The following is a 24,654-nucleotide window of genomic DNA, read 5'->3' as shown; positions in this document are numbered from 1 at the left end:
AAGGGAGGAAAGATAATGAAGAAATTGGCAACCACCGCACTGGGGTCACTTATTGCGTTTGCGGCAACTTTGTCTGCGGCGCAAGCTGACAAGCTGACACTCTATTGTTCAGCGCAAGAAGATTGGTGCCAGCTCATGGCACGCAGCTTTGAAGATGCGACCGGAATTGATGTCAACATGACCCGAAAGTCGTCTGGCGAAACCTTTGCGCAAATCCGCGCTGAAAGTTCGAACCCGAAAGGAGACGTCTGGTGGGGCGGAACGGGTGATCCCCATTTGCAGGCTGCTGAAGAAGGTCTGACAATGGAGTACGTGTCGCCAATGCGCGATCAGTTGCACGATTGGGCAATTTCCCAGGCCGAAAGCGCTGACAACAAGACGATCGGCATTTATTCCGGCGCGCTGGGGTATGGTTACAATGCCGATCTTGTGGCGGCAAACAACCTGCCTGAGCCTGCTTGCTGGAAAGACCTGTTGAAGCCCGAATACAAGGGCCACGTTCAGATGGCAAACCCGAACTCGTCAGGTACAGCCTATACTACGCTGGCCTCAATGGTTCAGATCTTTGGTGAGGATGAAGGCTTTGAATTCATGAAAGGTCTGCATTCAAACATCAACCAATACACCAAGTCGGGCTCGGCGCCGATCAAAGCCGCTGGTCGCGGTGAGAACACCATCGGTATCGTCTTCATGCATGATGCCGTAAAGCAGGCCGTTTCGGGGTTCCCGATCAAGGTCGTCGCGCCATGCGAAGGTACCGGCTACGAAATCGGTTCAATGTCGATTATTGACGGAGCCCGCAACGAAGAAGAAGCCAAGAAGTTCTATGACTGGGCGCTGTCTCCAGAAGCTCAGAACCTTGCCCTTCAGGTCAACGCGTTTCAGGTGCCATCGAACAAAGGCGCGGAAACTTCGGAAAGCGCGCCTGACATGAGCCAGATTAAGCTGATTGACTATGACTTCAAGAAGTACGGTTCGTCAGACGAACGGAAGCGTCTTTTGCAGAAATGGGACGAAGAGGTCTCGACGCTACCTCAGTAAATGACCGACCAGACTTCAAAAACGACCCATCCGGTCCTGTTCTTCTGGATCCTCGCCGGGTGGGTCGGGTTCTGCCTGTTGCCTTGGTACATGGTCGACGGTGGCCTGTGGTCGTTCGAGTGGCTGGTGGACGGCTACCCGTTCGACGAGGACTATGCGCCGGCTGTATTTCTGATCGGGCAAGGCGAAAAACTCTGGCTTGCTCCACTCCTGATCGCTCTGGCCCTTCCGCTACTTGTGCTAAGGCGCGCCAAGTCTGACCCGCTCTACGCTCGCATTCTGATCCTGTCGGGTGCGCTCGGCTTCGGCTGGCTAATCGCTCAAGGGTTTAGCATTGGTATCAGAGGCTTCAACTTCGATTGGCTAGAAGCGTTGTTTGGTGAGCTTGGCGACCGTCAGTTTGGAATGGGCTATGGCGCAATGATCTGCGCATCAAGCTTTCTGTTCCTGCTCACTCAAGGCATCGCGGCAAAGGGCGCAATTAATGGCGACGTTTTCGTCGTCAGTGCTATTGGCGGCGTGATTACAATTGTCACCGCGTTTGTCTTTTTCCCGATTGCCAAGATGCTTTTCGCTGCCTTCGTCACCGAAGATGGCGCCTATTCTATCGCGGTATTCTTCTCGAAGTTTTTCGATGATCGACTGTGGGGTTTGGGCTGTTTTCGGGGTGCGCGCTGCGGTGCCGCCTGGAATTCACTGTTCCTAGCCATCCTCGTTGGCGTCATTACAACGGTCCTTGGGCTGTGCTTTGCACTGGTCGTAACGCGTTCGGGCTTTCGATATAAACGTGCGCTGCGTGCATTGACCGTTCTGCCAATTATCACTCCGCCCTTTGTGATCGGGTTGGCACTCATATTGCTTTTTGGCTTGTCCGGCTCTGTCACCCGGTTCTTTGCCGAACTTTTCGGCACGCAGCCGACACGCTGGCTTTACGGAATGCCGGGCATCCTGATCGCGCAGACACTCGCGTTCACGCCAATTGCGTTTCTTGTTCTGATCGGAGTGGTTGAAGGCGTCTCTCCGTCGATGGAAGAAGCGGCCCAGACGCTCCGGGCCAGCAGATGGCAGACATTCAAGACGGTTTCCTTGCCCCTGATGCGGCCTGGTCTTGCGAATGCATTTCTTCTGGGCTTCATCGAAAGCATGGCTGACTTCGGCAACCCGCTTGTACTGGGCGGGAATTTCGACGTGCTTTCGACCGAGATATTCTTTGCCATCGTTGGCGCTCAATACGATCAAGGCCGGGCGGCGGTTCTGGCCATGGTACTGCTGTTCTTCACTCTTTCCGCCTTTTACGCGCAACGCGTCTGGCTGGGAAAGAAGAGCTACACAACAGTCACCGGCAAAGGGGATGCCGGGGTGCATCCGCTAATGCCGACCGGCCTTTCGTTTCCCGTATTGCTCATTGCTCTGGGGTGGGCACTGTTCACAATTGTCGTCTATGCGATGATCATCTACGGCAGTGTGGTGGAGTTGTGGGGGGTCGATAACTCGCTTACAATCAAGCACTACATAACCGCGTTCTCCATCCGCTTTGAAGAACAGGGCATACGCTGGACCGGAGCTGCTTGGGACAGTTTCTGGACCACCATCACTATCGCGGCCATTGCAGCGCCGTTAACTGCCGCAGTTGGATTGGTAACAGCCTATCTTTTGACGAGGCAGAGCTTCGCAGGCAAGAACGCCTTTGAATTCGGCACCATGTTATCCTTCGCGATCCCGGGTACCGTGATCGGCGTTAGCTACATTCTGGCCTTCAACGTCCCGCCAATCGAAATCACCGGCACCGGTGTCATCCTTGTTGTCAGCTTCATCTTCCGCAATATGCCGGTTGGCGTTCGCGCGGGCATCGCGAGTATGTCGCAGCTGGATCGAAGCCTAGATGAATCCTCGCTGACCCTTGGTGCAAACTCGTGGCAGACCTTCCGGATGATTATTCTACCACTGCTGCGTCCCGCCATCCTTGCCGCCCTTGTATATAGCTTCGTTCGCGCGATGACGGCGATCTCGGCCGTCATCTTTCTGGTCAGTGCAGAGTATGACATGGCGACCAGCTACATCATCGGTCGGGTCGAGAATAACGATTATGGTCTTGCGATCGCCTATTCGACGACACTGATCTTCGTGATGCTCGCGGCGGTCGGATTATTGCAACTGCTTGTCGGCCGGGTTCAGATTGGCCGGCGCACGCAACACGGAACGGAGACATCGCGATGACCGACGCCAAAATCGGTTCCAAGGCCGCCCCGGTGCGCTTTGAGAACGTGTCGAAAGTGTTCGGCAAGGATGTCGTTGCCGTCGACAACATTAACCTGCACGTTGAGGCGGGAAAACTTGTTACTCTGCTTGGTCCGTCAGGCTGCGGAAAAACAACAACGTTGCGCATGATTGCCGGGTTGGAAATGGCAAGCTCGGGCAAGATCCTGATTGGGGATCGGGACGTGACCAATCTTCCAGCCACTGACCGCGATGTATCCATGGTGTTTCAGTCCTATGCGCTGTTCCCGCATATGACCGTGCTCGAGAACGTAATGTATGGCCTCACATTCTCGGGCTTTGCAAAGGACGAAGCCCACAGCCGTGCCCTGTATGGATTGGAGCTGGTAGGCCTTCAGGGCTTCGACAACCGCCTTCCCTCTGAACTGTCAGGGGGCCAACAACAACGCGTCGCTGTCGCGCGCGCGCTGGTTCTCGAGCCGCAAGTCTTGCTGTTCGACGAGCCGTTGTCCAATCTCGATGCCAAACTTCGTCGTCAGGTGCGTGAGGATATTCGGGCGATCCAGCAAGACCTTGGCCTAACCGTTGTTTACGTCACCCACGATCAGGAGGAGGCACTGGCCGTCTCGGATGAAATTGTCGTTATGCGCAACGCCGCGATCGCTCAGATGGGTACACCACGCGAGCTTTACGATGCCCCAAATGACCGGTTTGTCGCTGATTTCATAGGTGAGGCAAATCTTCTGAGCTGCCAAATCGTGGATACAGAAGGCGATATCGCAACCATCGAAATCGAAGGCTACCGCCACACGCTGCCACGCCGAGGTTTGTCCAAAGGGCCCGCAACTATCGCCGTGCGACCTTCACGTCTGGTAATCGGGTCCGATCAGGGCATACCAGCTACAGTGGCCAAAGCGACCTATGTTGGCGTGCGGATGGAATACACGCTGACAGGTGAATTTGGTCAGGTTTTTGCCGTCCACGATGATGTCGATGCGCCGCTTGAACCCGGCACCGATATCAGGATGGGTTTTGCAGACAAGGGGCCGGTGCTATTGCCCGGTTAAATGCCGAACATTTTGATCATAACACATCCCGAAGTCTCTATCGATCCGAGCATCGCGATCACAGATTGGGGGCTGAGCGAGGTAGGCTGCAAACGCGCGGCTGAGTTTGCATCGAGTGAAGTCATGTCGAGTGTAACGCGGATTTGGACCAGTGACGAACGAAAGGCCCGCGAAACAGGCGAGATACTAGCCGCACCTCGAAGTCTGACCGTAAATACCCACTTGGGCCTTGGTGAGAATGACCGCACCGCAACCGGGTATTTGCCTCGGGAGGATTTTGAGGTCGCAGCGGATGCTTTTTTCGCTCACCCAGAAATCAGCTATCGTGGTTGGGAAACCGCGGCAGAGGCTCAGATACGCATTCATCGGACCGTTACCGAGATCATCCAGATACATGACGCCGGGGATCTTGCAATTGTGACACACGGCGCGGTCGGCACATTGTTCTGGTGCGCTTGTTCGGATCGCTCAATTGACCGCAAGTTTGACCAACCCGCGCAAGGCCATTTCTGGCAGGCAGATTTGGCGACACTCAATCCTTATTCTGGTTGGATCTCGCTGACATAGACCTTAAGAGCTCCAAGCGTTTTCACTGATTTCAAGCAAGGTCTCGAACACATCAGGAGTACCCACGATGACACGCCCGCCGTTTCGGATCATCGCATCAGAGTTCTGATCCTCAACAACGCCACCTGCTTCAGAGACCAGCAATTGCCCAGCCAGACAATCCCAGGCGTTCATGTGTTCTTCCACGTATCCCAGAAGACGCCCGGCCGCCACATAGGCCAATGACAGCGCCCCACTGGCGTTTCTGTGAAACATTGCCCCTTTCGCCATCAGGTCCGCGACAACGGGCAGAACATGACGTGTTTCAATCCGGTTGGAATACCCCACGGCGACCGTGCCATCCTTCAGCGCTACTCCAGAGGCGACTTGCATCGGTGAACCATTCAAAGTCGCTCCTTCTCCGCGTGTCGCGACAAAGGTCTCGTCCATATTCGGATCGCAGATCACGCCGATCACCGTTTCTCCTTGTGTGACACCGGCCAAAACGATGGTCCATGCTGGTATGCCGTTCACGAAATTCGTTGTCCCATCAATGGGATCAATTACCCAGTCAAAGCCGCTCTGCCCTACCGCCGCGCCGTGCTCTTCACCAAAAACCCCATCTTCGGGCCATACCTCTGCGATCCTTTGACGAATGAAAGTTTCGACGCTCCTGTCCGCCTCGCTAACCCAATCCTGAGCGCCTTTTTGGTCAACGACAAGGTTACCCCGATCCTCAAAATACTTTTTGGCAACAACCCCGGCCTCCTCGCAGACTTCTACGGCGAAATTTCTGCGTTCCAAAAGTCGAAGCATAGGTGGTGCCTTCTCTTCTTTTCAAAAATGTAGAGTGTAGTGTCAACGATGTCGTACGCGGCCGGCTCCCAAGTCAATAGTTCGCTAACTTCCGCTCGCAGTTGTGGGCTGACTGCAGCCCTTAGGAGTATAAATGCGGATGGCGGCTTTGTCCGGAGGCTGTGTGGAAACTGGTTGTGATTGCGCAGACTCAGGTGCGTTTGTTTTTGGGCGCAGTTTTTTACGGTTGATCCTTCAGATTTGGGTAGCATGGCGTTTCTGAGCCAATCTGACCGTGCTGAGATGGTGTTGTCTGGCCAGTCTGCCGCTGTTTAAGCCCTCATCGCCGCAATCAGGGTCGGGATACCGACGATCTTCATCACGCAGGTCATGTTGTAGGCGAGAACATGCAGGACCACTTCGGTGGCAACGTTCTTCAATCGTCGCATCTTGAAGTGCGTGGCTCCCATCCATGACTTAGTCGTGCCGTAGGGGTGCTCAACAGTCATGCTGCGCACCGCCAGTTGGGTGGCGTCTTTGTCCAGCCGTTCCTGAGCGCGTTCCAAGACATCTTCATGTTCCCACTGCCGGATGCGACGTTGTTGGCTTTTGGTGCATTTGTCTTTGATGACGCAACTTTCACACCCATCAGCCCAATAAACCCTGATAGCCATACCGTCCTGCGGCCCGGTGAAGCGATACGTGAGCCGTTCCTGAGTCGGGCAGATGTAAGTGTCTGTTTCAGCATCATAGGCAAAGTCCGCCTTGTCGAAGTGACCACGCGCACGGGCATTTGAGGTCTGCGGCTTAGGCACCACGACCGAGATGCCCGCTTCTTCGCTCTTGAAGTAGCCCTTATCTGCAACGGCTTCGAGCTGGTTTTTGCCCATCGCATCACGTGTAGCGATTGTCATCATCGACAGGGCGTCGCGATCATAGCCGTGCATGGCCACTTCATGCGCAACGTTCAGATGGTTCTCAGCGTCTACGGCCGTTTGTACGTTGTATCCAACAACGCGCGGCATGCGCGGCGTGGTTGCCATGGATCGGGCATCTGGGTCACTGAGCGAGACCTGCGTTTCACCCGTTTCATTCACGCGTTTTTCAACCGAATAATAGCGCGCTGCTCCCTTCTGGAGATGCTCTACTTTGCGCAAGGCGCTCTCCATTCGCGCTTCGGGTGTTACACCGCCGGTTTGCTCAAACACCTCATCCGCCGGTCCAGTTCACCGATGTACCGCTCAATGGCGGCATCAATTTCACTGAGCTTTTGGCGCAGCTTGCCCCGCGTGTAGTTTTTGGCCTTGGCATTCACTGCCTTAAACCTGCTGCCGTCGATGGCGACCAAGTTGCTATATAAAAGATAGATGTCACGGCATAGTGCAACAAACTGCCGGCAGACATTACGGATTGCTGGGCCATTCTCTTTGCGGAAATCTGCAATCGTTTTGAAGTCAGGTTTCAAACGGCGCGTCAGCCAGATGAGCTCCAAATTGCGGCCGCATTCCCGTTCCAATCGACGCGACGACTGGACCTCGTTCAGATAGCCATAGACATAAATGCGCAACATCAACCCGGGATGATGACCTGTGCGACCGGTTGCAGCAGATGCTGTTTGGAAACCCATATTCGACAAATCGAGCATGTCGATCAATGCATCAATCGCAAGCACGGGGCTGTCTTCGTCAACATAGTCGTCTAGGCATTCAGGCAGCAGCATCGCCTGATATCGATCAATGTTTTCGATAAATCGCCCCATGGAATGCCTCCGCACTGCCTGCAAAAACAATACCAGATTTCTGGAATGAAAGGGTGTTTTCACACAGCCTCTCCGCGTTCTGTGAGTTCGATCTGATCTTGATTGTGCGTCAGCGGCGAAAGTCCGGTTCCACGGGCCGCTGCGCAGCATGGGTTCCTTGGGGCCGACGACAGCTTCGGGCCGGATCCGAATTCTGGAACAACGCCCTGCATAGCATCATGCACTCTCACTTCACGACGCAAGGATATGACTGAACGGTCGTGAGGAAACTGTCGATTTGGCCACGAATGGCGAGATCCGGTGATCACTGGGTGACCTCCAGAACAATGTGACCGTTGGACTTCAGGCGCAGCTTCAGCCTGTCGTGGGGCTTCCACGGACTTAGTCACTGGCGCCGCGAGCGGCCGTGGACAAGCCGCGTGCCAGAAGGTCAAAAACGATACGAATGCGGCGGCTGGTTTGCAACTCTCTGTGGGTTACTAACCAAATTGGAAACTCAAGAGATGGAAACTCAGCCAGTACTTTCTCAACGCCCGCCTCAGCATCGCCCAGTACTTCTGGCTGCATCGAAACACCGTAGCCGGCCTTAACCAACTCCCAGGCGACCACGCCGCTTTCGCTTGACATCACGAAACGATCCGCGCGGACAGGAACGCCCATGTTGTGGAGCGGGGCCATAAGCCGCTCGGGATCTGCGTTGCCAACAAAGTCATGGGCCGCGATGTCGTGCGCGGTCTTCGGGCGGGCCACACGGTCAAGATAAGTGGTCGCCGCATAAAGATTGGCGCGAAAATCCCCTACATGCCGCGCGATAAGATCGGTTTGCTCCGGCCGGACGTGGCGGATTGCAATGTCCGCCTCCCGTTGAGTGAGGTTCTGCACGTCGCTTGACGCCACGATGCGGACGCGAATGCCGGGTGCCGTCTCACGAAGCGGGCACAGGAGACCTGGCAGGATTGCCGCGGACAACAGATCTGTCGCCGTCACGGTGACCTCCCCGGTCACCTCCTGCGACTTGCCGGTGGCCACCATAGAAATCAGCGTCGCCATGTCTCCCATGCCGCGCACATGATCGAGCAATTCGCGTCCGGTCTCCGTTAACGTAGGCCCACGCACGCTGCGTTCCACCAATGTGACACCAAGCTTGGCCTCCAGGTCAGAAATCTGTCGGCCGATGGTCGGCTGGGTTGTCTTCAAGGCGCGTGCCGCACCGCTGAACGATCCTTCTTCGACGGTCGCAAGAAAGGCGCGGACCTGGTTCCAGTCAAAAGAGATCGCATCCCAGTTCATTCATGAACGTATAGCAAATGTAGGAATTTCGGCAATCCACTGTTTCTCTGCGCACAGCTATCTCTGCGTCTAACACGGAGACGCACCATGCAAAGCAACATTCCATATCCCAAGACCGCATCCTTCTGGGACCGGATTGCGCCGAAATACGCTGCCAAGCCCGTAAGGGATGAGGAGGCCTACCGCCAGAAACTGAACCACGTCCGAGCGCTCTTGGGAGCCAAGGATCGGGTTCTGGAAATCGGCTGCGGAACCGGCAGCACGGCGCTTTACCTCGCGCCCAACGTGGCAGATATCGTGGCGACCGACATCTCCCGTGGAATGATCGAAATCGCCGAGGATAAGCGGCGCGCCACTGACGTCACCAACGCAAGGTTTGTCCGAGCGGATGCATCTGAGACGCTTTACGAAGCTCACTTTGATGCTGTTATGAGCTTCAGCCTACTCCACCTCGTGGAAGACGTGCCCGGGGTCTTGGATTCTGTTTACACCCAACTCAAACCTGGCGGGTTCTTTCTGTCGAAGACGGTCTGCCTGGGCGATGCCTCTACCGTCATTCGTCCGTTCGTTCGAGCCCTCGGCGCAATTGGATTGGCGCCGCCTGTCACCGTCCTCAGCAAAGCTGACCTTAACCGCGCGCTCCTGCGCGCAGGGTTTGACCTCGTGGAGCACCAGTAATTCGGAAAAGGCCGGATGAACCCCTTCATCGTGGCACGGCGCCCCGCCTAAGCCACTCCAACATGAAAGAACGCCATGCACACACAATTATACCCCCAAAACCCTCGCACCATATTGTCAGTGCTGTGGGTCTTCCTGCTGATGAACATTATCTTCCGCGACATTCATCAGTTTCTGTCACCCGGCTACATGGACTGGATCATCGCGGGCGAGATGTTCGGTCAAGAGATCACCGACGAGTTGCTGCTCTACGGCGGGATCGCGGTCGAAGTCATGATCCTCATGGTGCTTCTGCCGCATGTTTTGCCGCGCCGTGCGCTGCGGATCGTGAATGCCATTGCTGCGGTGTTCACAACGGCGCTCGTGCTCTTCACGCCGCCGATTGATCCTGACGATGTGCTATTCTTGGTCATTGTCTTGGCGACGTTGGCGGCCATCGTCTGGTTCGGTTGGACACGGTTTGCCGCGCAGTCTGCCGCGATCCAGCCGTCATATCCGAGCCCGTTCTAAGCTGACTTCCCCGCATCGCACGCACACTGCGGGGACCCTTATCCTTATGACGAATGAAAGCGGTTCACCATGCGCAAATTTGACCCACATCTCGTGATTGCGAGCCTTTGGCTGTTCATCCTGCTCAACATCATATTTCGGGACCTCCATCAGTTCGTGATGCCCGGCTTTATCGAGAGCATCATGACCGGCCGCTTCAACGGCATGGACATCACGCCCGAGTTGATGCTGCTGGGCGGTATCGTGGTCTCGGTGCCGATCTCGATGGTGCCACTTTCACTTCTTCTGGAGCGCCGCTTTCTGCGACCGGTCACTTTTCTCGCGGCCCTCATCACAACGATCACGATGATCCCGCCTGCTCCAATGGACCTGGATGACGTCTATCATCTGGTTCTGCAACTCGTTGCAATAGCAGGCATCGTCGGGACCGCCTGGCGCTGGCCCGCGCAATCTTTAGCGCAATCCAAGTCCAACGTGGTCAGGAGCTGACCAATGACTTACTTCGCCAACCCTAATGACGGAATGGTCAGTCTGTATGATCGCCTAGCCCCCGTCTACGACAAGCTTCACCAACGCTGGTTGCGGATGTCCGGAGGCGAAGCGCAAGCTGCACTTGAGGCCGCAGTTCGGGTCGCGATGTCGCCCAAATCGCGGCTCCTTGATGCGGGTTGCGGAACGGGCCGGTTTGCGCGCCGCCTTTTGGCTGAAGGCGTCACGCCCGAGCAAATTACATTGCTGGAGCCTTCGCGAGCCATGCTCGCGCATTGCGTCGACTTGCCAGTAGAGACAAGCCGCTGCCAGCTTGAAGCTTTGCCATTTATCGATGCGTGCTTCGACATCGTGACCTGTGCATGGGCGATCGAAACTGTGCCTGAACCAAACACTGCCTTGGAAGAATTATGCCGTGTGTTGCGACCCGGAGGGTTACTCTGTTTGACGTTCTGTGCCGAGAGACCGCCGCGAGGCGTCTGGGACTGGATGATGCAAAAGCGTCTTTCGTCCCGCGGAACAGGCCGGTTTCTCAATGTCGGCAGGGTCGAGGCACACATACGAAGCACCATGACATGCGACGTGAAGATTCCACCGTCGGGAGGTCCTGCAGCGACGATGATCGCGCGTAGACACAGGGACTGATCCCACGGCTGGCGCGTCGGGCCTGCTTAAATTTTCCGCACCAACCCAAATCCAAGAATGGACAAACGAATGAAGGACACTCTTACTCCTCTGAACCACGAAGCAAACCAGCCTGAGGTCTTCGGTCACCTGGGCCAGACCCACGCGCTCATGGCGCAGCACGGCCTAGATCATGCGCTCTCGGTTCTGATCGAACTTCGCGCCTCACAAATCAATCGATGTGCCTATTGCGTCGATTTGCATTTGAAGCAGGCGCGGAAGATTGGGATATCCGAGGCCAAGCTGGACACTCTGGTCGTCTGGCGAGAGGTAGATCACTTCTCACCGGCTGAGCAAACGGTACTCGCCTGGACCGAAGCCCTGACCTACCTGGACCGCAATGAGGACCTGTCCGCGCTCCGAACAGAATTGCGCGAACACTTCTCCGACGAGGACATCACCACCATTACGGCAGATATCGGATTGATCAATCTCTGGAACAGGATTCAGAGATCAAAGCACTGACCTAAGACGCCAAGGGCCTATTGTAGGCACTGTAGGGCCCGGTTTTCTGGGCCCTGCCGTTGTTAACTGGCAACAAAAAGAAAGCTAAGGGGCATGACGGAAGTCCGAAAAAATAGATTCACAGAGGGGTCGCTTGGCACCATCTACCTGAGGACCGCATTGCCGATCATCTTCGTCATGGCGATGAACGGCCTCTTGTCGGTTACTGATGCTGTCTTTCTTGGCTTCTATGTCGGGCCGGTCGCGTTGGCCGCCGTCACGTTGATGTTTCCATTCTATATGCTGATCGTTGCCGTATCGACATTGGTCGCAAACGGTATGTCGAGCCTCTTGGCGCGGTCGCTTGGCGCGGGCGACCTCGATGGAGCTCGGGCTACATTCGCGGGTGCGCATGGATTGGCCTTGGGGCTCGGATTGGTCCTCATCGTTTTGTTCTACGCCTTCGGACGTCCGATCACTCAATTGGCCGCAGCGGGTTCACAGACGCTGGCTGATATGGGTTTGATCTATTTGCAGATCACTGTCCTTTTCTCGCCTTTGCTCTTTTTGGTGCGAGTCAACTCGGACGCGCTGCGCAACGAAGGGCACGTTGCCTTCATGACAGTCACGGGACTGATCGTGTCAGTTGCCAATATCGGGTTCAATTTCGTGCTGATCGCCCTTCTGAATATGGGCGTGGCGGGGGCAGCCTATGGCACCGCAGCGGCACAAGCGCTTGCCTTGGCTGTTATTCTTGCGTTCCGTTTGAGCGGCAACACAGAGCTGCGTCCTTCAACTCTGCTCTCGCATTCTTTGCTGGCAAATTGGCCGCGCATCCTCGCATTGGGTGCACCTCAAAGCCTGAACTTCATCGGAATCTCGCTTGGAGCAGCAGCCGTCATCGCAATGCTGCAATGGGTTGGTCAACCGGGCTACGCGGATACCATCACCGCTTACGGGATCATCACCCGGGTCATCACTTTTGTCGTTTTGCCATTGCTCGGTTTGTCCTTTGCGATGCAGACGATCACGGGCAACAACTACGGTGCCGAACTCTGGCACCGATCCGATGCAAGTTTGCGCATCGCACTTTGGGCTGCCTTTGGCTTTTGCTGCGTGGTGCAAGTCGTCATGATGGCAATGCCCAGCCAGATCGCTAGCGCCTTTGTCGATGAAGGCGCCGTCATCGCGGAAGTTGCGCGGATACTACCAATCATGACATGTCTGTTTTTCCTGACGGGTCCACTGATGATCATAGCGGCGCACTTTCAGGCGATCGGATTTGCGGGCAAGGCAGCGCTCTTGGGGCTAACCAAACCTTACGCCTTTGCAATCCCTCTAACATTTGTGTTGCCCGTTTTCTTCGGAGAAGTGGGCATTTGGTATGCTGGTCCGTTAGCCGAAGTGATGCTGTTAGGCTTAACCGCGTTGGTGTTGTGGAAGACTTCTCGAAACACGAAACAAAAGTGGGGCATCTTCCACATGCCTGAATGAGACATGTTACGGATACGCACCTCAAGGAAAGCAAGGGACCCCACATTGAAACGCGAAATCACTTTCTTCCGACTAACGGATGTAGCGCCATCTGATATCGCGGCGCACATGTCTGATCCGAGAGTTGCCGAACACATGCCACTTCTGACAGGTGGGTGGGACACCAAGACGGCGACCAAGTTTGTCAAAATGAAGGAGGAATACTGGGCTCGCGACGGGCTGGGGCACTGGGCGTTTCTGGTCGATGGAAAATACGTTGGGTGGGGTGGTTTTCAAAAAGAAGGGGACGAGTGGGACTTCGGTCTTGTCTTGCGGCCAGATGCGTTCGGTCTTGGCAGACCCATATCAAAGAAAGCCTTAGATTTCGCCACCGCTGACGACCGGATTCCATTTGTGACTTTTCTGCTGCCGCCCTCAAGGAAAAACCTTGGAGCGTTAAGAAGACTGGGTGCCAAGCACGTTGGCGATGTCGATTATGACGGGGCCAAGTTCATGAAGTTTCGTCTCAACACAGAGTGATTTGAACGCCGCTGTTTGTACTTGTGGCCGTCTCAGGTCACCGTCACGTGCAATGAATGCGCAGTGTCTGCTGAGACAAAACGACCCCATGCGAACGGCCGGTTTGCGGGCTGCAGCTGCAGCATTGGAAACAGTCGTTGGATGGCCGCATTGGGCCGTCTTGTCAGTCTACAGTAAATGCAACTTTGGCCAGGTGAAGAATAGGAGTTTGTGATCAAAGTATGTTTTCATTACAATTTGCCTGTGGTTCTCGTGTTTGACTAACGTCCGTGAAGAGAGCCCTAACGACGGACTACTCCTCGCAATTCTCAGCCCTAACAAAAACTGAACTTGGCCACGTCCAGCAACCAGTTGATCTTGAATTCTTCATAACAAGCGCCTGCTTCTGCAATGATCTTGGCGGCGACAGAGTTTGCTATGTCCGAAAGTTCTCACCAGAACGCTCCGGAAGCGGTTTGCCCATACGTTCCAATCCTACAAACCTACTCTCTACAAGCGCCGTTTCAACAAGGAGGCGACTGTCTAATCATAGCATGAAACGAGCAACCCAACACTGCTTTTGGCAAGCAGTCGGTTAGTTAAATTGCCCGTTCCCGAAGTGGTTGGCAGGTCTTTTGGAGGCTTCGCCGCCTGGAACAACTCAAATACGTTGTTGAGTTGGTCAAAGCAAAACCCCGACGGCACGTTTAACCAATTCATTGAATTCTTGATGGTAAGAAGGAACCAGCGGCTCCAAGTGTTGTGCATCAAAATCCGGTTTCCGGCGTCTGGACTCAACCACCCAAAAACGCGCTCTTTCTTCATTGCCGTTTATCCAATTGCTCATAGCCGCAAAAAACGCCATGCCGGCATGAGACCAAGGAACGCGCGCCGCCGTTTCAGCCCATTTCACAGCCTCGGGATAGTTTTCTCGGCCCAGATTGACCCACATATTTGTACCCGTCATGCCAGGGCGCATGGGGTCAAGTGGGCTCCGGTCAAGTGCAAGATGAGTTGACATGGATGCGCTGTCATAGTCTCCGGTAAAGACTTCAGCCCAGCTCTTACCATAGTGGCTCATCGCATGGTTCGGACTGGCGTCAACACCTGCGCGGAACCAGAACATTGATCCTTCTGGATCGTCCCGCAACCAGTGGCTGCGCCCCATAACAAAGTTGGCGAACGGGTCTCTTGGCTGAAGGCTCACTGCACGTTCTGCATGGCGCGTCGCATCCAACACATCGTCCTGCGGATTAGGGCTATACCGCATAAATGCCGAGTTAAACTTTGCGAAGGACATGCCGGCATGGGATCTCGCCATTGTCGGGTCCTTCTCAAGTGCAGTCTCGAAAAACGACATCGCGCGGGCACAGCTTTGGCGGGTGAATTTATACATCTCTTGGAACCCGCAGTGCATTGCCGCCCAGGCACTGAACTCTTCGAATTCTGAAAGATCGAGCAGGCTTACCTCATGTTGCGGAATTTCAAGTTCGGCCACTGCCATTACACTGGCAACGATTTGTGCCCGCAGCTCACTGATGTCATCAATCCCTGCCTGCTTTCGAGTGGCCCAGATGATCTGTCGGTTACGTGTGTCCGACAATTCTGCGTCTATGATCATCAATCGACCAGAGATTTCAATTGTCCCACTCAAGCAGTAGCGCGCGCCCAAAAGCGCTCCGACAGATCGGACGTCCACGGCAGGTCCGCGAAACCGAAAGCTGGATCCCGGAGCGATTACTTTGATCCAACGCAGCGAGGCCAATGCAGTGGTTAATTCACGCGGCACTGCTTCCGAGAGTGATTGGTGGATTTCTTCTCCACCGTAGGTCCTAAAGGGAAGGACGGCTATGGAGGGCTGATCTCCGTCCGGCAGTATGGATCGGGATTGCAATGACGCTGTTGTATCTACCTCCTCGATGGATGACATGGGCGTTGCAGGGGCTGACAATCGCACCTCGCCAGCGATCCGAAATCCGCGTCCTCTCAATGTCTGGACAATTGATTGGGTTTTGCCATCGTCGCTCAGCAGCTGGCGCAAGCGTTTTACCCGGCTGGCAATAGCCCAGTCCGAAACGATCCGACCCTTCCAGATTTTCTCGATTAACTCATCCCGGTCGACCACGCGGTGATGGTTTTCGACAAGCAAAATCAAAAGATCGAGGACCAGAGGTTCCGGCTGCAAAGCTGTACCAGCGCGGGTTAATTCACGCCGTTCCGTGTCCAGGATGAGATCTTCGACCGCGTAGATCATGCTTTGAGCATAAACCGATTGGCGTCCATTCGCCAAAGTTCAGTCATAAAAAGACAAGTTGCAGTCAAGCTTAGGTCAAGCTCCGGTCAAGCAACGCAGCCGAATGCCCCTCAAGTTCGTTTTGCCGCTTCAAATGAAGGAACCAAAAAATGAACTTCGAAACCAAACCAAACCGTGAAAAGCTGCCGCAATTGAATGGAGACCTTTTTCTCAGCGATGGCGGAATTGAAACGACGCTGATTTTTCTGGACGGGATCGACCTGCCTCACTTTGCAGCATTCGATTTGCTAAAGAATGATGCTGGCAAAGCAGCCCTTACCGAATATTTCGAACGCCACATCGGGATCGCCAAGTCACTGGGCATGGGGTTTGTCCTCGAAAGTCCCACATGGCGGGCCAGCACAGACTGGGGAAAGCTGTTGGGATACAGCGCGGACGACGTGGCCGCCTTTAACAAGGCCGCGATTTTCATGATGCGTACGCTGCGCAACGCCCACGAAACGGCTGACACGCCGATGGTGATCAGCGGATGCGTCGGTCCACGCGGCGACGGATACAACCCGGCAGAGCTTTTGACCGTAGCCGAGGCGCAAGCCTATCACCGGCATCAAATCAAGGCGCTTGTCGAAGCGGGTGCGGATATGATCACCGCGATCACGATGACGCACGCCGAGGAAGCCGCCGGAATCGCACGGGCTGCGGTCGCCGAAAGCACTCCAGTGGCGTTGGCCTTCACCGTTGAAACCGACGGTAACCTTCCCACGGGTCAACCGCTTGGCGAGGCAATTGAACAGGTCGATACGGCAACGGGCAATGCGCCGGCCTATTACATGATCAACTGCGCACACCCGGATCACTTTGAAGACGTACTGAGGTCGGGCGGCGATTGGGTGGATCGTATTCGTGGTATCCGTGCCAATGCGTCTCGCCAAAGCCACGCTGAACTGGATGAGGCGGAAGAACTTGATCCTGGCGACCCTCAGGAGTTGGGGCAGGATTATACTCGCCTGCAGAAACTGCTGCCAAATCTTGCGGTGGTTGGCGGGTGCTGTGGCACCGACCACCGCCATGTTTCTTCCATCGGTAGCGCTTGTTTGGCGCATCGCTGACCCGCCGCAACGGTTCTCGAGACGGTTGTTCTGGCGCTCACGCTCCCGACGGTTTGTGTGACGCGCCAACCTTCACCTGTCTCGACCCGGTGCCATGAGCCGTCAGCTCGCGAAGGAAATTGACATGACTCTTTCACATTCCACCAAACGCTCGGTAAATCTGACGATTTCGTTAATTTGCCTGGCAACTGTGATGGCAGGTCCGGACGCACGGGCCGACGTTCAATCCTTACCTGCGACTCTGACAGATACAGATTTTCTGTGGGATGGAAATCCTGATCCGGCGCTGGTCATTCTTGGGCAAAACCTCTTCTTTGATCCCATTTTGTCGGGCAACCGCAACATTTCCTGCGGAACTTGTCACGACCCTGCGCTGGGCACCGGGGACGGATTGGCACTTGGGATTGGCGAAGGCGGTGTCGGCGCTGGTCACGAGCGCAAGACGCAAGACGGCGTAATCGGACGCGTTCCACGCAATGCTCAGCCGCTCTACAATATTGGCGCAAGAAGTTACACGCGCATGTTCCATGATGGAAGGCTTGAGCCCGATGATCAACGAACGTTTCAAAGCGGTTTCTGGAGCCCCGCGCGCGAACACCTGCCCGCAGGACTGCACAACGCGCTGACTGCGCAGGCTATGTTCCCTGTTCTGTCGCCTATCGAAATGGCCGGCCAGAAGGGAGAGAACCTGATCGCAACCGCAGTAGCAGAAGATCGGATAACAGACGCGTGGGATCTGATCGCTGAACGATTGAGCGGTGTTCCCGAATATCAGCGCCTATTTGAGGAGGCTTTCGGACCGGATCAGATAACCTTCAGTCAAGCTGCAAAAGCCCTTGCAGCTTTTCAAAGCGTGGCGTTCCGATCCGAAGGCAGCCCGTTTCATCGCGCCTTGGCATCTTCGGATTTTTCAGTTTTTTCGGACAGCGCTCGAAGGGGTATGGATTTGTTTTTCGGCTCTGCTGGATGTGCGGAATGCCACAACGGACCGCTTTTTACGGATCATGAGTTTCACGCAATTGCGATGCCACAGATCGGTCCGGGAAAAGGTCACGGCAGGGACACAAGCTTCTGGCGGGCCACTGGCTTTATGGACCGTGTCGAGGATGAGGGGCGCTATCGCGTGACCTTCGAGGTCGAGGATCTGTTTCGGTTCCGCACACCGTCACTGGTCAACGTCGCTTTGACGGGGCCATGGGGGCACAGTGGAGCGTATGAAACGCTCGAAGATGTAGTCCGGCATCATGCCGTTCCTTTGGAAAGCCTTGAAGCCTATGACATGCCGCGTTTGCAGCGGATCGACGACGTAATCGAGCAGACTGGAAGTGGATCCGTTCTGATCTTTCGCCCGCTCAATCCAGCGCGGCGAACTGCCTTCGATGCGCGGGACGGGTTTGTTCACAACTCTGAACGATTGCGCTCCCGTATTGCCGAAGCCAACGATCTTGCGCCCAAACCAATGGGAGATACCGAGATCTCCGACATTGTCTCATTTCTCAACGCGTTGACCGACCCAACGATGATTGACCTGTCTGCACTCATACCTGACAGCGTGCCGTCCGGGCTTTCACCACAACCGAAGCGCGCATCGTCCACCCGTCAAACGAATGCAGTGCGGTTCCAAAACGTTGACCAACCGACCGACTTGCCAGTGCGCGACGTTGGCGTTCAATACAATGCACCATGAAGACCACCCAGCCAGCGTTCATTAACTGGATTCCGAGTGACTAACCTGCGAAAATGAAAAGGAGATTCCCATGCTTCGCATTCTTAAAACGACAACCGTTCTGCTTTCGCTGACCCTTCCAGGCGTTACGGCTGCTGATGATTTCAGCCACACGGATTTTGACTCCGGAGGTCCTGTCGGACCGATTGACCATGCGTCCGAGGGTAACGTCATTGTGGCCGCTTATGAAGCGAAGCGGACAATGTCGTTGAACTTCATGTTCCACATAGATGAAGGGCTGACCGAGCAGGACGTTTTTTTTGAAAAAGTCCAAGGTTCCGGCGAGGTTTTCCGCCCAACGGCTGCGACACGGGATATGAAAGCGCCTCTGTTTGCCCCGGCAGATCCGGTGCCGCACACGCCACTTCAAACCGAAAACACAGGGCCTTGGCCTAAAGGTAAACCGCTCGGTATCACTCTTGGAGAGTGGTTCGCGGCGAAAGGTGAAGGCACTTACCACTGTGAAAACGGCACAGGTGAAGTAGACTTCCGATTTGAAAACCTTGTGCCGAACGGTCTCTATACGATGTGGCACGACTTTGCCGTCTGGCCGCCAACCGACCCGTTCAAGGGATTCTATGACCTGCCGTTCGGCGCTCGTGATGGTTCAGAAAACACGTTCAAAGTTGATGCCAACGGTCGCGCGCGTTTCCACCGCACCATAACACCCTGCCTGCAGCTTACCGGCGAGCAGCTTATTTCAGAGTTGGCCATTGCCTGGCACAGTGATGGAAAGACTTGGGGCCCCGACACCGGGGAGTTTTCGACCAACACCCACGTCCACCTCTATGTTCCACTACCCAAACGGCAAGGGCTGTAGTCCCCTCAACGCAAGGTCTTGGACGCCTCTGAGCACTCTGTGTGACACGATCCAAACACAGAGTGCTCATTCATCATCCTACAGCATTGCCGTGCTCTGATGCGCAGAAGACTTCGCGAAAAATCGAAACCTTTTTCGAAACTGGATAGTATAGTGTGCGATATCTGAACCGTAACTCCTAATGTTCGAGAGCTTGGGCAGACCGACCCGTCTCTTCCATCATCTTTTTACGGAACACTTCACTGGAATGATCCATCCGAGGCATTCCTGTGGCGTATTGTTGAGGCGGTCGTAGCGCTGATCAAGTTCGTGCTTGGAGACAGCTTGGATGTCGCGCGTGCGCGGAAGCCATCTTTGGATACGGCAATAGCCTTCTGTTAAAAAAGCACGTTTAGTTTCAGAGCCAAGCCCTCCGCTTGTTCAGAAACCAAGCGCGACGAAAGGGCATCCGAGTCGAGTTTCACAATTCTGCCTGTGACTCAATTGTTCCTAGTGAACGCGTTCTTCACACTAAGAATATTCCCTTGGCTGTTCTCGAATAGTCAGCGTTTCGCCAGTCAAGATTGTCGGCGCATCTGTGCGGGTCCCTGAGATGGGCGCCGGTTTCATGACTAGATTGGAATTGGTTTCACAACGTGGGTTTTGGTTTTGCACAAACCAAATGGCAAAAAAGGCTGAAAAAAATCTGTAGGTCGGCTACCCATATTGTGTTCGACACTACAGGATTCCTGCCGTGCTCGCACAGCCGATGTCTTTGCAGGGAGAGTTAAATGTCCACAACGGCCAGTCGAGCAAACGCCGCTGCGCGTTCCATCCGGAAGGTCGAAGCCTTCTTTTCGTCCTACAATGCTGCGGTAAAGGAAACGCCTGCGGTCGCTGATTTCACTTTCGGCAATCCGCACGAAATGCCTTTGCCCAGTGTGGTCAAGGCGCTGAAGACACACGCTGAACCACAAAGTGTTGACTGGTTTGCGTATAAGACCAACGAAGCGGACCCGTGTGCGTTTTTGGCCGGCGCGTTGTCTGAAGAGTTGGGTTTACCGTTTGAATCTGAGGACATTGCGTTGACCAAAGGTGCCTTTGGGGCGATCAAGATGTGTTTCACCATGCTTCTTGAACCCGGTGATGAATGCCTCGTCCCGTTGCCGGGCTGGTTCTGCTATGGGCCGATGCTGGCCGCTGCCGACGCCAAAGAGGTAAAGGTGCCGCTGAATCCAGAAAACTTTGAGCTTGATCTGGAGGCCATAGCCAAAGCGATAACTCCGCGGACCAAGATCTTGGTAGTTAACACGCCTCACAATCCGACCGGTCGCATATACTCGCGTTCAGATTTGCAACAACTCGCTGATCTGCTCGAAGCCAAATCAGCCGAGATCGGCCATCGAATTTGGATATTGTCTGACGAACCTTACCGCCGTATTCGATTCGACGGCATTGGCTTTACAAGCCCGGCGGCTGTGTATCCGCACACGCTGATCGATTACTCATACGGGAAGATTCTTCTCGCACCTGGGTTGCGTCTTGGTTACCTCGCGATCTCTCCAAACTTGCCTGCAGCGGAGCGAGAAGAGCTTCGCACGCTGCGGTTTGCCGTACAGATGGCGGATGGTTGGAATGTACCGGATGCTCCGCTGATCTATGCGCTGCAGGACCTCGAAAACGCCTCAATCGACATTCCCGCACTGACGCACCGTCGCGAACGAATGCTTGGTGCTTTGAGCCAGTGGGGATACAATATGACCAGACCGGAAGGCACCTTTTATTTATGGGGACGGGCCCCGGGCGGTGACAGCGAAGCCTTTGCCGAATATCTTCGAAAAAGTGGCGTCTACGTTATGCCTGGAACAGTCTTTGATCGCCCGACGGACTTTCGAGTTTGCCTAACCGCAACTGACGAAATGATAGAAAACGCAATGCCAGCACTACAGGCGGCCGCAAACCGAATGCAGGAATGAAAACTGGCGTTGGATCGAGATTTAGGCGTTTTGATTGATTGACAGCTTTGATGCGCAATCTGTGAATACGACCGGCACCCGATTTTGTAGCGGTAGCGAATGAACGGTCCGTTGAATTGCATCGCAGCACTTGACGATATCGGCAATCACACCTCCGGGTGGATCCTGCATTGCAAGAATTTTTGGGTGATGTTTGCGGGTATTTTGTCAGTACTGTCGTCTGTCCGGCCTGTTTGCGTGGCAGCATTGTCGCCACTGGCCCTCCCTCTTGCCGCCACTAGACTTGTTGAGTGGGGTCACTCCGAGCCAGGCCGCCAGATCGCGCCCGGTCCGGAACTGTTTTGCATCGCCGATCGTAGCGACAATCGCTGGTACCGTGATCGGCCCGATGATGAGCCATTTGTGCGCCATGGGTTCAAGCACAATGGTGAATGCATTCGCATTATTCGGCGTGCGACTGCATGCAGAAGGACATGTTGTTCGATAATCTACGAATAGCCGTCGATGCGCGTTCAGGCCGAGGAATTGGTAGCACTGTATGCCGATCATGCCTTTCGCGATCTCTGGCATTTCTGGATGGTCGCCATCAAGGTGACGCTGTGCAAAGGCCGTCACTGCTTCGATCCCAATGGGCGATATATGTCCAAACTCGCGCAAAATACTGCGGATCATGTTGGCCAGTTGAGTGCACCGCCGGACGGCTAGATCTCGTGTCCGATGAATAGAGAGGATGGCTTGCTGTTCTTCTGTTTTGATCTCGACAAACCGCATAGTTGGTCGACGGACCGCTTCACAGATTGCTTCGGCATCAACGGCATCGTTCTTGCCGCGCTTCACCTAGGGTTTGACATAGCAAGCGGGCATGAGCTTCGCGTCGCGCCCCAATTTGCGCAGCTGCCGACCCCAATGATGGGATCAACCGCAGGCTTCCATGCCGACCGTAGCATCTCAAAAAAGTCAGCAGCTTCGCGCGCTTGTTCGCCTTGTTGAAAATAACACGGCCGTTCTCTGAAATGCCGTGCACTTGAAAAACATCCTTGGCCAAATCCAGGCCTACGGTCTTTACTGTCATTGGGTGGCTCCTTTCCTAGCAGTCGATGATAACTGCACTTTGACACATTCGATGCCGGTGGAGCAGGAGCCACCCACCTCATCCGCTTTGGGCCGTGCTCAACACAGATTGCAAAGTATGGATATCAGAATTTGCGTCGCTTCGGAGGTCGGTGCGGAGCCTATTCCGTCCTACGATTGATCCGCTATTGTGAATCTATGGCAGCAAACACGGGATACGCCTTTCGACGCGCGACAGTGGCCGATCTTGGCTTGCTATTGGAGTGGCAATCACGGCCACATGTGCGCGAATGGTGGGATGCTGTTGAACCCGGGAATGAACAGGACTTGGCAGATCCGCGCGTTGCGCGGTGGATTGTCTCAGCGTCCGGGCGACCGTTTGGCTACATGCAGGATTACACAGTCCACGGATGGGAAAACCACCATTTATTTGAGCTTCCACAAGGATCTCGGGGTATCGACCAGTTCATCGGTGAGACTGATATGATAGGCAAGGGTCACGGCCCGGAATTTATTGCGGAGCGCCTGAAATCGCTCTTCGATGAGGGCGTGCCGGTGATCGCGACTGATCCTGACCCGGAAAACAAGCGCGCAATCGCAGCATATAGGAAATCTGGATTTAGCGAATTTGGGCCTCCTCGAGACACTCCGTGGGGTCGAATATTACCGATGAAGGCAACTCGGCGAACCGGCGGCAAGTAGAATCTGCTTCAACTGAGTTTGTTGAGTTATTCATTAAATTCGTCCCGCGTGTGCGACGAACGTTGGCTCATACGGTCGCGAAAATAGTCCACACTGCTGCGCTAGCCGTTCTTGCGATCATTGCCCATACCGCGCTCCGCAGCGCCAACATGACGAGCGCTGCCACGATGACTGCCTGGGCTTCAAGCAGGCCGCGTTGGGCGACAATTGGCGCGACCAGAGCCGCAACAACCGAGATTGAGAGCGTGTCCAGAAATCCCAAGACCGTCGGTGAGGCGTCGATCCGGGTCATGAGGTGGGCTCCGGTTATCTGCTTATTGCAGTTCTTGGATCGCTCGCGGCCCGGTATCTCTTTGGCTGGATCGTCCGAGGTCCAGCGCAGGCAGGTGGTGGGCGTTTGCCGGCGGCTGCAATGCCGGCGGCGATTAGAGAATCTTGCCTCTTCGGACTAGGGCCGGTTCGGGCCGTCGGTGCGGAGCAGTTCGCTCAGGCCCAGGCGGATGCCGTGCTGAAGCTGAAGTTCGCGTTGAGCCCAACTTGCTCATTGATCGGGGTACGTCGAACGTCTTGTTCTGGGGCTTGTCATTCTTCGAAGCCTGTGGATTGCTAAAAGCTCAAGAACTCATGGAGAAAACAGAATGATCGACCCCGCAGCGTTGCTGACCTATTCGTTGATCGTACTTGGCTTTGTGTTCATTCCAGGACCCGCAACCCTCTTGACGGTTGCGCGAGCCACAACGTCTGGAACGAAAGTCGGAATTGCCACGGGTGCTGGTATCACAGCGGGCGACTTTCTACACACGATCATGGCAGTAGTCGGTATTTCTGCGATCATCGCGGCTTCTGCTACGCTTTTCACCATCGTGAAATACCTTGGGGCGGCGTATCTTGTTTACCTTGGATTGAAGGCGATATTCGATAAGGCTTCGGTTGATATTGGCCAGGGCCGCGTCCCAATCACGGCACCTCAAGCTTTCAGACAGGCGATCCTTGCCGAAGTACTGAACCCAAAGACCGCGCTGTTCTTCCTTGCGTTTCTGCCTCAGTTTGTCGCGCCAGAAAGAGGTCTTGTGGTCGCACAACTTACCATTCTTGGGATCGTATTCGCGCTGATCGGCTTCTTCAGTACTATCGTCTATTCCGTTGCAGTAGGCGGCCTGGGCAGCTTCCTCCGCCGCAATCCGACTGTCCTCAGGTGGCAGGGCAGGGTTGTTGGTAGCATCTACTGCGCATTGGGCGTTCGGCTTGCGCTACAGGAGAGATAAGCGACCTATGCACTATTGCAGAAGATTCAGTTCAACTGCCCTTCGCGCGCCTTCCGGCTGAATTCTTTAGGAGCGTGCCTCCCGATTTATGCCAAGTGGTTAATGGGCGCTCAGCCGCGATGTCATTGACTTTGCTCTCTTGGGTGCATGGTTGTGTCGCAAACTTTGGGTCTGGATTGACGAGCCTGCAGATTCCGAAGTTTGTTGTCCGCGTATTGTTTTCCAACAGGTTTCAGCATG

At 54.9% G+C, this 24,654-nt stretch carries 21 protein-coding genes and 2 pseudogenes; 17 read left to right on the top strand and 6 right to left on the bottom strand.

Features of this window, described 5'->3' with window-relative positions; translation table 11 throughout:
* Positions 1-15: 15 nt before the first annotated feature.
* Genes ACR0L4_RS22195 through ACR0L4_RS22180 form a run of 4 tightly spaced genes read left to right on the top strand, consistent with a single transcriptional unit; the run spans position 16 to position 4,892 of the window.
* Entirely contained in the window at positions 16-1,041 is a 1,026-nt protein-coding gene (locus ACR0L4_RS22195; protein WP_480515228.1) for an ABC transporter substrate-binding protein, read from the top strand.
* The gene (locus ACR0L4_RS22190; protein ID WP_480515226.1) at positions 1,042-3,258 is read left to right on the top strand and encodes an ABC transporter permease; all 2,217 of its coding nucleotides are present in this window, start codon (positions 1,042-1,044) and stop codon (positions 3,256-3,258) included.
* Positions 3,255-4,325: an ABC transporter ATP-binding protein gene (locus ACR0L4_RS22185; RefSeq protein WP_480515224.1), complete on the top strand. Its 1,071-nt coding sequence runs from the start codon at positions 3,255-3,257 to the stop codon at positions 4,323-4,325. The genes ACR0L4_RS22190 and ACR0L4_RS22185 overlap by 4 nt, the downstream gene beginning before the upstream one ends.
* Positions 4,326-4,892, top strand: a complete 567-nt coding sequence (locus ACR0L4_RS22180) for a histidine phosphatase family protein (protein WP_480515222.1) — start codon at positions 4,326-4,328, stop codon at positions 4,890-4,892.
* Positions 4,893-4,895: 3 nt separating this feature from the next.
* Here the strand turns inward: ACR0L4_RS22180 and ACR0L4_RS22175 are convergent, their stop codons facing one another.
* The 3 genes and pseudogenes from ACR0L4_RS22175 to ACR0L4_RS22165 all read right to left on the bottom strand — a co-directional run bounded on the left by ACR0L4_RS22175 (position 4,896) and on the right by ACR0L4_RS22165 (position 8,715).
* Positions 4,896-5,687, bottom strand: coding sequence for an inositol monophosphatase family protein (locus tag ACR0L4_RS22175; protein WP_480515220.1), 792 nt, complete (start codon positions 5,685-5,687; stop codon positions 4,896-4,898).
* 311 nt (positions 5,688-5,998) lie between these two features.
* Positions 5,999-7,425: pseudogene (locus tag ACR0L4_RS22170) on the bottom strand (IS1182 family transposase).
* A 381-nt stretch (positions 7,426-7,806) separates the two neighbouring features.
* Positions 7,807-8,715 carry a LysR family transcriptional regulator gene (locus ACR0L4_RS22165; RefSeq protein ID WP_480515218.1) on the bottom strand — a complete coding sequence of 303 codons (909 nt, stop codon included), beginning with the start codon at positions 8,713-8,715 and terminating at the stop codon, positions 7,807-7,809.
* 87 nt (positions 8,716-8,802) lie between these two features.
* Here ACR0L4_RS22165 and ACR0L4_RS22160 point away from each other — a divergent pair, with 87 nt between their 5' ends.
* The 7 genes from ACR0L4_RS22160 to ACR0L4_RS22130 all read left to right on the top strand — a co-directional run bounded on the left by ACR0L4_RS22160 (position 8,803) and on the right by ACR0L4_RS22130 (position 13,533).
* Positions 8,803-9,393, top strand: a complete 591-nt coding sequence (locus tag ACR0L4_RS22160; protein WP_480515216.1) for a class I SAM-dependent methyltransferase — start codon at positions 8,803-8,805, stop codon at positions 9,391-9,393.
* 75 nt (positions 9,394-9,468) lie between these two features.
* On the top strand, positions 9,469-9,903 hold the full coding sequence (locus ACR0L4_RS22155; protein WP_480515214.1) for a DUF6326 family protein: 435 nt from the start codon (positions 9,469-9,471) through the stop codon (positions 9,901-9,903).
* Between the two features lie 69 nt (positions 9,904-9,972).
* Positions 9,973-10,392 (top strand): DUF6326 family protein, encoded by a 420-nt coding sequence (locus tag ACR0L4_RS22150; RefSeq protein ID WP_480515212.1) that lies wholly within the window; start codon positions 9,973-9,975, stop codon positions 10,390-10,392.
* Positions 10,393-10,395: 3 nt separating this feature from the next.
* Entirely contained in the window at positions 10,396-11,037 is a 642-nt protein-coding gene (locus ACR0L4_RS22145; RefSeq protein WP_480515210.1) for a class I SAM-dependent methyltransferase, read from the top strand.
* 69 nt (positions 11,038-11,106) lie between these two features.
* Entirely contained in the window at positions 11,107-11,541 is a 435-nt protein-coding gene (locus tag ACR0L4_RS22140) for a carboxymuconolactone decarboxylase family protein (protein ID WP_480515208.1), read from the top strand.
* Between the two features lie 93 nt (positions 11,542-11,634).
* Positions 11,635-13,014: an MATE family efflux transporter gene (locus tag ACR0L4_RS22135; protein WP_480515206.1), complete on the top strand. Its 1,380-nt coding sequence runs from the start codon at positions 11,635-11,637 to the stop codon at positions 13,012-13,014.
* 45 nt (positions 13,015-13,059) lie between these two features.
* Positions 13,060-13,533 (top strand): GNAT family N-acetyltransferase, encoded by a 474-nt coding sequence (locus ACR0L4_RS22130; protein WP_480515204.1) that lies wholly within the window; start codon positions 13,060-13,062, stop codon positions 13,531-13,533.
* Positions 13,534-14,194: 661 nt separating this feature from the next.
* Here ACR0L4_RS22130 and ACR0L4_RS22125 read toward each other — a convergent pair.
* Entirely contained in the window at positions 14,195-15,766 is a 1,572-nt protein-coding gene (locus ACR0L4_RS22125; protein WP_480515241.1) for a winged helix-turn-helix domain-containing protein, read from the bottom strand.
* A 149-nt stretch (positions 15,767-15,915) separates the two neighbouring features.
* On the opposite strand from ACR0L4_RS22125, the gene ACR0L4_RS22120 reads away from it, so the two are divergent.
* The 4 genes from ACR0L4_RS22120 (at position 15,916) to ACR0L4_RS22105 (ending at position 21,376) form a co-directional block, all read left to right on the top strand.
* Positions 15,916-16,875, top strand: a complete 960-nt coding sequence (locus tag ACR0L4_RS22120) for a homocysteine S-methyltransferase family protein (RefSeq protein ID WP_480515202.1) — start codon at positions 15,916-15,918, stop codon at positions 16,873-16,875.
* A gap of 124 nt (positions 16,876-16,999) precedes the next feature.
* On the top strand, positions 17,000-18,562 hold the full coding sequence (locus ACR0L4_RS22115) for a cytochrome-c peroxidase (RefSeq protein WP_480515200.1): 1,563 nt from the start codon (positions 17,000-17,002) through the stop codon (positions 18,560-18,562).
* Between the two features lie 70 nt (positions 18,563-18,632).
* Positions 18,633-19,421 carry a hypothetical protein gene (locus tag ACR0L4_RS22110; protein WP_480515198.1) on the top strand — a complete coding sequence of 263 codons (789 nt, stop codon included), beginning with the start codon at positions 18,633-18,635 and terminating at the stop codon, positions 19,419-19,421.
* A gap of 770 nt (positions 19,422-20,191) precedes the next feature.
* Positions 20,192-21,376, top strand: coding sequence for an aminotransferase class I/II-fold pyridoxal phosphate-dependent enzyme (locus ACR0L4_RS22105; RefSeq protein ID WP_480515196.1), 1,185 nt, complete (start codon positions 20,192-20,194; stop codon positions 21,374-21,376).
* Positions 21,377-21,643: 267 nt separating this feature from the next.
* On the opposite strand, the pseudogene ACR0L4_RS22100 reads toward ACR0L4_RS22105, so the two are convergent.
* Positions 21,644-22,448 (bottom strand): annotated as a pseudogene (locus ACR0L4_RS22100) (IS110 family RNA-guided transposase); the annotation flags it as partial.
* Between the two features lie 197 nt (positions 22,449-22,645).
* On the opposite strand from ACR0L4_RS22100, the gene ACR0L4_RS22095 reads away from it, so the two are divergent.
* Entirely contained in the window at positions 22,646-23,149 is a 504-nt protein-coding gene (locus tag ACR0L4_RS22095; RefSeq protein ID WP_480515239.1) for a GNAT family N-acetyltransferase, read from the top strand.
* 67 nt (positions 23,150-23,216) lie between these two features.
* On the opposite strand, the gene ACR0L4_RS22090 is transcribed toward ACR0L4_RS22095, so the two are convergent.
* A complete protein-coding gene (locus ACR0L4_RS22090; protein ID WP_480515194.1) occupies positions 23,217-23,441 on the bottom strand; it encodes a hypothetical protein in 225 nt (74 codons plus the stop codon).
* 346 nt (positions 23,442-23,787) lie between these two features.
* Between ACR0L4_RS22090 and ACR0L4_RS22085 the strand changes: the two genes are divergently transcribed.
* Entirely contained in the window at positions 23,788-24,414 is a 627-nt protein-coding gene (locus ACR0L4_RS22085; protein ID WP_480515192.1) for a LysE family translocator, read from the top strand.
* Positions 24,415-24,654: the final 240 nt, after the last annotated feature.

It is taken from the genome of Ruegeria sp. AB5, assembly GCF_056542645.1.
This window is presented reverse-complemented; position numbering and strand designations above follow the sequence as displayed.